Origin of the sequence: Flavobacterium sp. (genome assembly GCF_030146175.1) — a bacterium.
Lineage (GTDB): Bacteria > Bacteroidota > Bacteroidia > Flavobacteriales > Flavobacteriaceae > Flavobacterium.
Map to the genome: position 1 here is coordinate 1 of NZ_JASLCE010000049.1, position 12,871 is coordinate 12,871.

Consider the following 12,871-nt stretch of genomic DNA (forward strand, 5'->3'; position numbering starts at 1 on the left):
GTGGGCGATGAGGGGTTCGAACCCCCGACCCCCTCGGTGTAAACGAGGTGCTCTGAACCAGCTGAGCTAATCGCCCTTATGTTTCAACCAACATACTTGTTGCCGATTGCGGGTGCAAATATAGACAAGATATCCGACTTTACAAGCCTTTTTTAAAAAAATATTCTTTTTTATTTGTTTTGATGCTGTCGTTATTGCTTCGGCTAACTTATAAAAAGGAGCCATTCGCTACTTATCTTCCTCTTTTCCAAGATTTGATATGACTTCAAACAGTTCCTTTCTTGAAATATCCGACTTTATTTCAATATCAGGAAACATTCCCAAACTGAAAAACGACTGACACTTTTGTACAAAATCCAGGTATTTTTGATCGTCAAGAGCTTCAAAATCCGCAACGGAATCCGGATATGACTCACTCATCAATATATCGTTAATTTTTTCTGACGGATAATTCGGGTTATTCCACCAATCATCGCCCTGCTCTTCCCAAATGTTGATCATCCCAAGAAGTTGCAACGGATCTTCCGCATTAAAATCCCGGTTGTCTTTCTTTGCAAAATAGGTTCCGACAGTCCGATCATCGGTATTGTTTGGATATAAGAATAATTCATATCCCTTTCTTTTGATAATCGTTAAAGCCCTATTGTATAAATTGATATGGGCCGTCATTCTTGAAATAACGTGCTTATCCTGCATTATTCAATACTTGAATAATCAGTATTATCTATAACTGTTTCTTCGTTTTCTTTTCTATAAAGAAGTAAAAGTAGTCCTAAAGAAAAAAGCAGACAGCTTAGCAACATATAAACGCCATTTTTCATTATAAAAAATGAAACACCTATGGCTGGTGCGCCAAGTATAACCATTAATGCCTTTAATGTATGCGTCTTGATAAAATTTGCTGCATGAGCTGCCAATCCAATAAAAAACAAGGATGGGCCGATAATAATAAACGGATACAAAATTGACGGAGTATTGCTGATATGTTCACTTAATTGCATTTTGGCAGTATCGTCATCGCCAAAACTCCACATTATAAAGTCAATCGTGCAAAGACCGATATGGGCAATAACGCCTAATGCCGTTAGAAAAGACGCAAAAGTATTTAATTTGTTTTTCGGAAATACGTTATTAAACGAAAGTAGTAATACCGCTCCAATAAGGTTAAACCAATGTGCAAAATCTATGGGTTTCTGAAAAAAAGCCAATTTAGCCCCTTGAGAAAACAGTATATAGCTAGCAACAAAGAACAATAATCCGATCAAACAAATACTTTTTGGTTTCATATTTTTTTCTATAATGGCAATTATTTTAATCTTAATTAGGGTTGACACTTATATTCTAAACATAATGCTTTGACCTATTTATTTCGTAAAAAAAGAAATAGAGTCGCATTTTGTAAAAACTCTTTCGCTAATGTAAGTATTTATTGTAAAAAAACACCATAAATAAAATATGATACCCGAAACCCCTTAAACACAAAAAACTCCAACATTTCTGTTGGAGTTTATCTTTTATATACGATTCGACTTTACAAGTGTTTTAAAAAAATAATTACTCTTTTTTTACATCTTTTACGACCACCCTGTCGCTATAATTGATCACTTCTACTATAATATCGTCATTGTTAGCATTTCTACCTTCAACAATATACAACTTTCCTTTATCCATAGGAACGTTACTTTTTGAGAAATCGACATCTCCATGCTGTAAGGTCTTTTTAATATCCTCTAATGATACCCAATTTTCAGCAAATTTTGCCGTGGTTGCATCCGAATACGTAATCGGTTTACTTCTCAGATCCTTTAAAACCCTACAGTTCGGCAAATAGCAAAACTCCGTTTTTTTCTCTTTAAAGAAAAATGCCAGGAACATCGATCCCAATAATAAACCAAATAAATAATACGCCAGACGGAATTTGAATTTCATAATCTTTTAATTTGCTGCAAAAGTACTATTTGTTTAGCGCTATGCCAAACAACAGTTGCTAAAAAACAATCAGATTGATATCGCGGTACGGAATCGAAAACCAATCGGATATGGATCGGTTGGTCAGAATACCGTGATAAAAATAAATCCCATACTTTAGCGAACGATTGCAACGGATCGCACTTTCCACGCCGCCATCTTCGGCAATTTGCAATAGAAACGGCGTAATAATATTACTAATCGACATCGAAGCCGTTTTGGAATAGCGCGATGGTATATTCGGCACACAATAATGCACCACATTATGCTTGATAAAAGTTGGTTTTTCGTGCGTGGTGATTTCTGATGTTTCAAAACAACCACCGGTATCAATACTAACATCGATAATAATGGCACCGCGTTTCATATTTTCGACCATCGTTTCCGACACGATAATCGGAGCGCGGTTTTTCCCTTTCATACATCCGATGGCAACATCGCAACGCATTAAGGATTTTAGTAGTGATTTTTCCTGTATGGTAGACGTAAAGATACGTTGGTTTAAAGTATTTTGCAGTCGGCGTAGTTTGGTAATCGAATTGTCGAACACTTTTACGCTGGCGCCTAACCCGATTGCTGTTCGCGCCGCATACTCGGCTACAGTTCCCGCACCAAGGATTACGACTTCAGTGGGACGTACGCCGGTTATATTTCCGAGTAAAAGTCCTTTTCCGAATGATTGGTTGATCATTAACTCTGCTGCGATCAGTACCGATGCGGTACCGGCAATTTCACTCAGTGATTTTACCGCCGGATACGAGCCGTCTTCATCGCGGATAAATTCAAATGCCAGTGCGGTGACTCTTTTTTCCGCCAAAGCCTCAAAATAGGCCTTGCGCTGCGTTTTAAGCTGTATTGCCGAAATCACCAGTGTTTGCGGATTCATCATATGGATTTCGTCTATCGTAGGCGGTTCCACTTTTAAAATCATCGGACAGCTAAAAACCTTTTTACGGTCTTTGGTGATTTCCGCACCCGCCTCGCTATATTCCCGATCCGTAAAACTGGAACTCTCTCCCGCTCCGGCTTCAATTAATACGCGATGCCCATGAAATACAAGCGAATTAACCGCATCCGGTGTCAGACATATTCTTCGTTCCTGATAAGAGATCTCTTTGGGTATCCCGATAAAAAGCTCACCTTTTTGTCTGGCGATTTCTAACTTTTCTTCTTGTGGAAGTAATTGTTGTCTGGTAAATGGGGTCAATGACATGATTTTACGCAATAATTTGCACTAATGTACAACTTTTTTTGTGATAAATGACTTATTAACAAACGGCTTACGGGCTAATTTCGCAGCTCCAGTAATCGCTTGCCTCCCGGTAGTAATTTTATATGGATGGCGGCGTGATCGATCGGAATCAGATTGGGCGTTTTTTCCGGCCATTCGATAAAACACCAGTCGCCCGAATAGAAGTATTCGTCGATTCCCATGTCGTACGCTTCCTCTTCATTATTCAATCGGTACAGGTCGAAATGATAAATGCGTTCCCCGTCGTGGCCTTCGTATTCGTTAACCAATGAAAAAGTCGGACTACTCGCCATATCCCGCACTCCTAATGCACTGACCAATGCTTTGATCAATGTCGTTTTTCCCACGCCCATTTCGGCGTGAAACGTAACTACTTTTTTCAGGTTTTGCGACAAGATTTGTCGGGCTACATCCTGGATCTCTTCCAGCGCGAAAGTTCTTTGCATAGTGCTCTCCATATTGAACAAATATAATTATTTTATCCAAATGATATTACATAATTTCTTACATTAAATCGGATCAAAAAAGGGCTTTTTTAGCCCTTTCTGTTTTTTATTTCGGATTAAAAATCAATAGTGGAATGATCATCTCCTCTAGCGAGATTCCCCCGTGTTGGTAAGTGTTGCGGTAATAACTCACATAATGGTTATAGTTGTTTACATACGCCAGAAACAGGTCATTTTTGGCAAAAATATACGAACTACTCATATTGATCGCCGGCAAACCTATTTTCTTCGGATCTTTTACCGCATATACGTCTTTGTCTTCATAGGTAAGACTTCGACCGGTTTTATACCGCAGGTTTAAACTTGTATTTTTATCACCAATCACTTTTGACGGGTTTTTACAGTTAATCGTTCCGTGGTCGGTGGTTAAAATCAACTTAAATCCTAGTTGTTGTGCCTGCTGAATAATTTCCAGTAACGGCGAATTTCGGAACCAGCTCAGCGTTAACGAACGATAGGCTTTATCGTTCGAAGCCAATTCTTTTACAACATCCATTTCGGTTTTCGCATGGGATAACATATCCACAAAATTATAGACAATCGTGGTCAGATCATTACTTTTTAAGGTCTTGAAGTTATCCACCAACTTTTTACCGTCTTTAAAATTCGTAATTTTATAGTATTCCTGTTTGATGTCGATGCGCAGTCGTTTTAATTGTTCCGCTAAAAATTCACCTTCGAACAGGTTTTTACCGCCTTCGTCCACATCGTTTTTCCAGTATTGCGGATACATTTTTTCCATATCCAAAGGCAATAATCCGGAAAATATCGCATTACGGGCATATTGTGTTGCCGTTGGTAAAATCGAATAATAGCTAATCTCTTTTTCCAGTTTATAATGATTGTTCACTACGCTTTCAAAGGCTTTCCATTGATCATAACGTAAGTTGTCGATCACCACAAATAATATCGGCGCTTCTTTTTTACGGATTTCCGGCACCACCATTTCTTTAAATAACTGGTGGGACATTATTGGCGCATCGGCTTTCGGATCAAACCAGTTCTGGTAGTTCTTTTCGATAAATTTGCCGAATTGGGAATTGGCTTCCAGTTTCTGACTTTCCAGAATTTCGACCATACTCTGATCTTCGATATTCTCAAGTTCCATTTCCCAGAACACCAAACGTTTGTACAGGTCAATCCAGTCTTCAAAAGAATTTACCATCGCCATATCCATCGCAATTTTCCGGAATTCCTTCTGGTAATCCAACGTTGTTTTTTCGGAAACCAGACGCGAATGATCCAGATTCTTTTTCAGACTTAACAAAATCTGATTCGGATTTACCGGCTTGATCAAGTAATCCGCTATTTTAGATCCAATAGCTTCCTCCATGATGTATTCCTCTTCACTTTTCGTGATCATAATCACCGGTACCGCCGATTTTTTCTCTTTAATTTCGGACAACGTCTCCAGTCCGCTTAAACCAGGCATGTTTTCATCCAGAAAAACAATATCGAAATTTTCTTCGTCGAATATATCAATCGCATCCTGACCATTGTTACAGGTCGTTACGCTATATCCTTTTTTCTCCAGAAATAATATGTGCGGCTTTAACAAATCAATCTCGTCATCCACCCAAAGTATTTTAATCGTGCTCATATGTGCTTGGTTTAGTAATTCTACTGCAATTTATTGTTTTAAGAACTCAACGAGGTTAAATTTATTATAAAACTAATCCCGGTTTATCGTTATTTTTCACGCCTTTTCGCTATAACCATTCCGATGCGGTTTCGTATTGCTCCGGAAAATAGGTTAGATATTGTACCATTCGTGGATTTGTTCCGTGGTTGGCACTCGCACAATGCGGTAAAGCCTGATGCCAGATCACAAAATCGCCTGCTTTTCCGGTAATCGGAATGGCTTTTAAGGTTTGTAAAGCAACTTCCCGTGGATTCTCCTCTTCTTTTAACCCGGACATCCATTTGCCTATTTCGTTATGAAAACCGGGTACGCAGTGAAAAGCACCATCTTCCGGCCCGCAATCCGTAAGGTACAACAAGCCCTGTAATCCGAACGGAATTGGTTGTTTCAAGCTGACATCCCAATGCAACGGACTTCCGAGAAAATGATAGGAATCCGTTTCCGGTGGGTTAAAACTTACTTTATCAATGGTTTTATAAATTTTATCCGTGCCGTATAATTGTTCGTACGCCTTGCGGATACGTGCGGAACTGCGGTTTTTATTCAGTGCCGGATGATCGCTAAAGGTAAGCATCAAACCTCTTTGTTCTTCATGCTGTCGGTACCAACCATCGCGATCATCTGGCTGTAGTGCCAGAAAATCCCATATCGCCTCAACCGTTGCTTTACAATCTTCATCCGAGATGGCATTTTGTAAAACGAGATAACCGTTTTCCTGCCAAAACTGTAGATCGGCTTCCGATAAAACAGCAGTTGTGATGGTTTCCGACTGAGACATCGTATCGGTATGACGGTTTGCGATCCAATCGTAAAACTGATGCAATTCCGGTTTTTCAAAATACAGGTAACGCATGACTTCTTCTATTCCGACACCATATCGGTAAAGGGTTTCCAATTCCTGATTCCAACTTTCCGGATTGGCTTTTTCAGGATATAAAGCCCGCGTCCAGAGTTGTTCTAAAATCTGATGTTCCATAAGGTTTCTAAAAATCGTACTCAAAAATAAAGATTTTTATTACTAATTAACTTTTAGACCGATACTTTTACACTCAAAATGCACTATTATTTTGATTCTCACAATCCACTTTACAAAGAATTCCGTTTTTATCAGTTGAGACACTTTTGCAAAAAGAAACACTCCCCTCTTTTTCGTACTAAAAAATGATGTATCTTTACCGTCATGAAATGGCTAACAGTCCTTTTATCGTTCTACTTTGTCCTGCTTGCCAGCATACCTTGTGCGGATGCTGCGACGGGTCATACCCATTTCCGGGTACAAAACGAAACACCTGTTGACCATGAAGGACATTCGCACGAAAAACAAGGCGATTTGTGTTCTCCATTTTGTGTCTGCAACTGTTGCGGAGCGCAGATTATGAATTATGCGCCTGTAATTGCTTTTGCAGTACAACCGATCACTCCTGAAATTACAACACCGACACCAAGCTACCAGTCCGTATTCTATTCCGGTTACTACGGTAGTATCTGGCAACCCCCTCAATTGGTATAATAGCCCTGCAATAGCGGGGTAAGAAGTCATGTAGCATTGCTACCCGATACAGGCTTTCCTGCCTATTCTTATCTATATTATACGAAAACATGCTTGATAAAATAATTCATTTTAGTATCAACAATAAATTTATTGTTGGACTATTTACCCTTATACTAGTAGCGGTGGGTGGCTATTCGGCCTACACCCTCCCTATCGATGCCTTACCGGACATTACCAATAATCAGGTACAGATCATCACCAGTTCCCCTACACTGGCCACTCAGGAGGTTGAACAATTTATTACTTATCCGATCGAACAGGCGGTCAAACCGATCCCAAAAATCGTCGAATTGCGCTCCATCAGCCGCTTCGGACTGAGCGTTGTGACTGTTGTTTTTGAGGAAAGTGCCGATATTTACTGGGCGCGTGCTCAAATTTCAGAACGTCTTAAAGAAGCCGAAAATACCATCCCAAAAGGTGTCGGATCGCCCGAAATGGCTCCGGTGAGTACCGGTTTGGGTGAAATCTACCAATATGTGGTTTTCCCTGAAAAAGGTTATGAAGAAAAATACGATGCCACACAACTGCGTACCATTCAGGATTGGATCATCAAACCGCAATTAATCGGTACCAAAGGCGTTGCGGAAGTAAATACACTTGGCGGCTACCTGAAACAATATGAAATTGCCGTTCAGCCCGACAAGCTGAAAAGTATGAATACGACCATTTCGGAGATATTTGATGCCCTCGAAGTAAACAACGAAAATACCGGCGGTGCTTATATCGACAAAAAACCGTATGCCTATTTTATCCGTGGTATCGGAATGGTAAACGGTATCGACGACATCAATAAAATCGTGGTTAAAAACCAAAATGGTATTCCAATCCTTATCCGCGATGTTGCTCAGGTTCGCATTGGTAGCAGCATTCGTTACGGTGCTGTGACCAAAGACGGCAAAGGCGAAGAAGTGAGCGGTATGGTGATGATGCTAAAAGGCGAAAACAGCGGTCAGGTCGTAACCCGAGTAAAGGAAAAAATGGAGCAGATTAAAAAATCGCTTCCCGAGGGTGTTTCAATCGAACCGTTTATGGATCGTACCCAATTGGTTAACAAAGCGATCTCTACGGTAGAGAAAAACCTGATTGAAGGGGCCTTAATTGTAATTTTTATCCTGGTTTTACTACTCGGAAACTGGCGCGCCGGACTAGTTGTCGCTTCGGTTATTCCGCTTTCATTACTATTTGCCATTTCAATGATGCGTTTGTTTGGCGTTAGCGGTAACCTGATGAGCCTTGGAGCGATCGATTTTGGGCTAATTGTAGACGGAGCGGTCATTATCGTCGAAGCGATTATTCACCGATTGCAGGTTGGTCGTAAGGGCGCACTGACCAAACAACAGATGAACGAAGAAGTCTTTCAGGCGGCTTCCAAAATCCGTAGTAGTGCCGCTTTCGGGGAAATCATTATCCTGATTGTATATCTACCAATCCTCGCATTAGTTGGTATCGAAGGAAAAATGTTTGGACCAATGGCACAAACGGTATCCTTTGCCATTTTGGGCGCCTTCATTTTGTCACTGACCTATGTTCCGATGATGAGCGCACTGGTGCTTAAAAAGGAAACCGGACATAAAAAGAATATCAGCGATACGATTATTGAAAAACTATATCGTTTTTACGCTCCGATTTTAGAGAAAGCCCTACGCGCCAAAGCCGTTATTATTGGCGTGGCGGTTGCCTTATTTGCCGCGGCATTACTCCTTTTCAATACACTGGGCGGCGAATTTATCCCGACGTTAGACGAAGGCGATATTGCAACGCATTTGATCATTGCTTCCGGAAGTTCTTTATCGCAGGAAGTCGAAGCGACAACCAAAGCCGAGCAGATTTTAAAGGCGAAATTCCCGGAAATCAAGATGATCGTAACGAAAATCGGTAGTGCCGAAATTCCAACCGATCCAATGCCGATAGAAGCCGGCGACATGATCATTCTTCTAAAAGATAAAGACGAATGGACTTCGGCTACAACTAAAGAGGAATTGATGGAAAAAATGGAAAAAGCACTGGAAGATATTCCAGGTGCGACAACCGAGTTTTCCCAACCGATTCAGATGCGTTTTAACGAGCTAATGACCGGTGTACGAAGCGATGTCGCGATTAAAATCTTTGGTGAAGATATCGATATGCTTGTTAGCAAAGGCGATGAAGTGATGCAGTTGATTCAGGGAATTCCGGGCGTTTCGGATGCCAAACTGGAACGTGTGGCCGGTTTACCACAAATTACCGTTCGGTATAACAAGGACAAAATGGCGTTATACGGTTTAAAAATCGGTGATCTGAATAAAGTGATCCGAATGGGATTTGCCGGTGAAGCGGCCGGATTGGTCTATGAAGGCGAAAAACGTTTTGATCTTGTGGTACGTCTGGAAAGCGACAGTCGACAGGATATTTCCAATTTAAAGGCACTTTATATCACCTTACCGTCCGGAAATCAGATTCCGCTGGAACAGGTTGCCGATATCAATTATGAAGACGGACCGATGCAAATTAGTCGTGAAGACGGAAAGCGTCGTATCGTGGTTGGTTTTAACGTACGCGGTGCGGATGTCAAATCGGTCGTAGAAAAAATCCAACAAAAACTTGACACCCAACTTAAACTTCCGGATGGTTATTACGTGACCTATGGCGGTCAGTTTGAAAACCTGATTGAAGCCAATAAGCGACTTGCAGTAGCCGTTCCGGTAGCATTGGCTATGATCTTTATTCTCTTATACTTTACATTTAAATCGGTACGTCAATCCCTATTGATTTTTACGGCAATTCCACTGGCCGCAATTGGCGGTGTTTTTGCACTTTGGTTGCGAAATATGCCGTTCAGTATTTCGGCCGGAGTGGGCTTTATCGCCCTATTTGGAGTCGCCGTATTGAACGGAATTGTACTGATCGGTTATTTTAACCAGTTAAAAAATGAAGGAATGACCAATATTTACGACCGGATTCGCGAAGGAACCAAAGTGCGACTTCGTCCGGTAATTATGACCGCTGCTGTGGCTTCATTAGGTTTCCTTCCGATGGCCATTAGTTCCAGTGCCGGTGCCGAAGTTCAAAAACCATTGGCAACCGTGGTTATCGGCGGATTGGTAACAGCGACCTTATTGACCTTAATTGTGCTTCCGATTTTATACCTCTATTTTGAAAAAGGAGCCTCTACAAGTAACTCCGATAATCCGGAAAATAACACATTATGAAAATGATATTCAATATAAAAACGAATAGTATACTACTTAAATATACAATTCAAATAATAACACTTTTAGCATTAATTATCAGCCCAATAAAAACAAACGCTCAAATAAATCTATCGTTAAAAGAAGCGGTAGAAACAGGGATGAAAAACAACCTGGGCATTCAGGCTTCCGAACTGGAAAGCAAGATGCACAATCAGTTGACACGCTCGGCTTTTGAGGTTCCGAAAACCGAATTATCCGGTACGTTTGGACAGATTAATTCGAATGCAAAGGATAAAAATTTTGGCGTTTCCCAAAGCTTTAATCCGTTTCAATATGGTGCTAAAAAGAAATGGCTCAACGAAAACAATGCGGCCGGGCAATTAAAAGTCAAAGCCACACAACAGGATATAACGTTTAACATCCGCCAGGCATGGAATACCATGTTGTTTTACAGCAAACAAAACCAATTGCTAAATCAGCAAAATCAGCTGATGGAAAAATTTGTACGATCGGCTTCCCTAAAGTTTCAGACCGGTGAAACCAATTCGCTCGAAAAGACGATTGCTATTGCCAAACAACAGGAATTACAGCAGCTGATCAAACAAAACGAAGCCAAACTATGGGTGGAAAAGTCAAAAATTAAAACGCTGATCAACCGGGATTCCGACTTCACTCCTGCTGATACCGCTTTTGTTCCGATGGTGACTTTGGCTGTAGCCGACAGTTCGCGATTAAAACAGAACAGCAACCTGCAATTGGCCACGCAACAGATTCAGATTGCCGAAGCCGCAAAAAAGGTCGAAAAGTCCGCTTTTTTCCCGGATATTACTGCGGGTTATGCGATTCAATCCATTACCGGAACTCAGGAAATAAACGGACAAAGTGTAGACTATGACAATGCCTTGCGTTTTCAGACGTTTTCGGTAGGTATTGCCATTCCGATTTTTGCCGGTAGTACTGTTGCGAAAACCAAAGCGGCACAAAGCAATATCGAAATGCAGCAAAAAAATGCCGCTTATGTGGAAAGTCAGTTAAAAAGTCAGTTCCAACAACAGTTTGAGGAATTAAAAACCTATCAGTCGCTGGTCGATTATTATCAGGGAACGGCTTTACCAAATGCTAAAAAAATCAGTACCAATGCTACAAAAGCCTATCAAAACGGTGACATTTCGTATGTAGAATATGTTCAAAGCATTGAAACCGCCTTAAACATCCGACTGAATTACAGCAATGCCATCCATAATTACAACCAAACTGCGATTAATATCCAGTATTTAATCCACCAATAATACCATGAAAAAATCCAATTTAATATACCTTAACATTGCCGGCCTTCTGATTATCGGTGCCATTTTGTATTTTAGTTTACGTCATGATCATACTAGTGAAGACGGTCATGATCATACCGAAACGGAAGCTGCGGAAAAGCCCGGAGCGGATAAAGAAGTTGAACTGAATGAAGCTCAGTTTAAAGCAGCCGGCGTAACATTGGGAACCTATTCCCTAAAAAACCTCAGCGAAGTTATTAACGCTAACGGTTATACCAAACTGCCACCACAAAATCAGGCCGATGTTTCGGTTCATTTACAGGGTGTTGTTAAAACGATTTCGGTGATCGAAGGGCAATTTGTTCGAAAAGGTCAGGTTCTGGCAACGATAGAAAGCCCGGAATTCACTAAATTGCAGGAAGCGTATCTGACATCGAAAAGCAATCTTGAATTTTTAAGTCAGGAGTTCGAAAGACAGAAAACACTGAGTGAGGAAGAAGTCAATTCGAAAAAAGTATTCCAAAAAACAAAAGCGGAGTACCAGATCGAAAAGGCGCGTTTTAATTCCTTAAAACAACAATTAAGCGTTCTTAATATACAATCGGGCAATACGGCTGTGGCTACGGTTCCCATATTGGCTCCTATTTCGGGTTATACAACCGAAATCAACGTAAAAATAGGTAGTAATGTCGAAGTCGGTAAACCGATTCTTAGCATTGTGGACAATTCCAAATTACACGTTGACTTGTTGGTTTACGAAAAAGACCTGCATAAAGTAAAACAGGGTCAGAATGTACAGCTAGTACTTACCAATCAGGACAATACCGTAATTAAGGGAACGATTTTCAGTATCGGTAAGGCATTTGAAAATGAAACCAAATCGGTTGCAGTACACGCCGACATCAATAACGAGAAAAATGCATTGATTCCGGGAATGTATGTCAACGCGTTAATCGATATCGGGACAAATGCCGTTAATTCCCTTCCGGTGGAAGCCATTGTAAAGGCAGATGGTCGTGAATTTATGTTTGTATTGGAAGAAGGTCATGAGGAACCGGAACACGACACAGAAAAAGGACATTCCCATGACGATGGCCACAAACATGATGATACCGAAGAAAATCGTTTTCATTTCCGCCGAGTGGAAGTAAAAACCGGAACTTCGCAATTGGGCTATATTCAGGTTACGCCATTAACAAAAGTCGCTCCCGATGCTAAAATTGTTTTAAAAGGCGCTTATTATATCCAAAGTCACCTATTAAAAACAGAAGGCGGCGGCGGTCATTCGCATTAAATCAAAAAAGATGGAAAACTTTTTAAAAATATATTTACCCGTTTACCTTTTGTTATATCTATTGGTAACATTTGTGATTCCTACCTATCGCACGTATAAACAAACCGGCATTAATCCGGTAACGTTCGGGAATCGGGATAATGCCCATGATTATATCGGTTTTGTCATGAAATTTTTAATTGTACTACTGTTTGTCGCAGTAGTACTCTTTTCCTTTGG

At 40.6% G+C, this 12,871-nt stretch carries 9 protein-coding genes, 1 tRNA gene and 2 pseudogenes; 4 read left to right on the forward strand and 8 right to left on the reverse strand.

What is annotated here, in order from left to right; genetic code table 11:
- Position 1: 1 nt before the first annotated feature.
- The 8 genes from Q1R07_RS05870 to Q1R07_RS05905 form a co-directional block, all read right to left on the reverse strand.
- Positions 2 to 76: transfer RNA gene (locus tag Q1R07_RS05870), tRNA-Val, on the reverse strand.
- A gap of 152 nt (positions 77 to 228) precedes the next feature.
- Positions 229 to 696 carry a hypothetical protein gene (locus Q1R07_RS05875; protein ID WP_300487173.1) on the reverse strand — a complete coding sequence of 156 codons (468 nt, stop codon included), beginning with the start codon at positions 694 to 696 and terminating at the stop codon, positions 229 to 231.
- Positions 696 to 1,286, reverse strand: coding sequence for a hypothetical protein (locus Q1R07_RS05880; RefSeq protein WP_300487176.1), 591 nt, complete (start codon positions 1,284 to 1,286; stop codon positions 696 to 698). Before Q1R07_RS05880 ends, Q1R07_RS05875 begins: the two co-directional genes overlap by 1 nt.
- A gap of 268 nt (positions 1,287 to 1,554) precedes the next feature.
- Complete coding sequence (locus Q1R07_RS05885; protein ID WP_300487179.1) at positions 1,555 to 1,929, reverse strand: DUF4258 domain-containing protein; 375 nt, start codon at positions 1,927 to 1,929, stop codon at positions 1,555 to 1,557.
- A gap of 58 nt (positions 1,930 to 1,987) precedes the next feature.
- Positions 1,988 to 3,181 carry an alanine dehydrogenase gene (locus Q1R07_RS05890; protein WP_300487181.1) on the reverse strand — a complete coding sequence of 398 codons (1,194 nt, stop codon included), beginning with the start codon at positions 3,179 to 3,181 and terminating at the stop codon, positions 1,988 to 1,990.
- Between the two features lie 74 nt (positions 3,182 to 3,255).
- Positions 3,256 to 3,666 carry a tRNA (adenosine(37)-N6)-threonylcarbamoyltransferase complex ATPase subunit type 1 TsaE gene (tsaE, locus tag Q1R07_RS05895; protein WP_300487184.1) on the reverse strand — a complete coding sequence of 137 codons (411 nt, stop codon included), beginning with the start codon at positions 3,664 to 3,666 and terminating at the stop codon, positions 3,256 to 3,258.
- A 106-nt stretch (positions 3,667 to 3,772) separates the two neighbouring features.
- Positions 3,773 to 5,326 carry a bifunctional response regulator/alkaline phosphatase family protein gene (locus Q1R07_RS05900; RefSeq protein ID WP_300487187.1) on the reverse strand — a complete coding sequence of 518 codons (1,554 nt, stop codon included), beginning with the start codon at positions 5,324 to 5,326 and terminating at the stop codon, positions 3,773 to 3,775.
- Between the two features lie 109 nt (positions 5,327 to 5,435).
- Positions 5,436 to 6,368: a phytanoyl-CoA dioxygenase family protein gene (locus Q1R07_RS05905; protein ID WP_300487190.1), complete on the reverse strand. Its 933-nt coding sequence runs from the start codon at positions 6,366 to 6,368 to the stop codon at positions 5,436 to 5,438.
- Between the two features lie 180 nt (positions 6,369 to 6,548).
- Here Q1R07_RS05905 and Q1R07_RS05910 point away from each other — a divergent pair, with 180 nt between their 5' ends.
- The 4 genes and pseudogenes from Q1R07_RS05910 to Q1R07_RS05925 form a co-directional block, all read left to right on the forward strand.
- Positions 6,549 to 6,878 carry a DUF6660 family protein gene (locus tag Q1R07_RS05910; RefSeq protein WP_300487193.1) on the forward strand — a complete coding sequence of 110 codons (330 nt, stop codon included), beginning with the start codon at positions 6,549 to 6,551 and terminating at the stop codon, positions 6,876 to 6,878.
- An 89-nt stretch (positions 6,879 to 6,967) separates the two neighbouring features.
- Positions 6,968 to 11,379: pseudogene (locus tag Q1R07_RS05915) on the forward strand (CusA/CzcA family heavy metal efflux RND transporter).
- 4 nt (positions 11,380 to 11,383) lie between these two features.
- Positions 11,384 to 12,652 carry an efflux RND transporter periplasmic adaptor subunit gene (locus Q1R07_RS05920; RefSeq protein WP_300487196.1) on the forward strand — a complete coding sequence of 423 codons (1,269 nt, stop codon included), beginning with the start codon at positions 11,384 to 11,386 and terminating at the stop codon, positions 12,650 to 12,652.
- A 10-nt stretch (positions 12,653 to 12,662) separates the two neighbouring features.
- Positions 12,663 to 12,871, forward strand: a pseudogene (locus Q1R07_RS05925) (hypothetical protein); the annotation flags it as partial.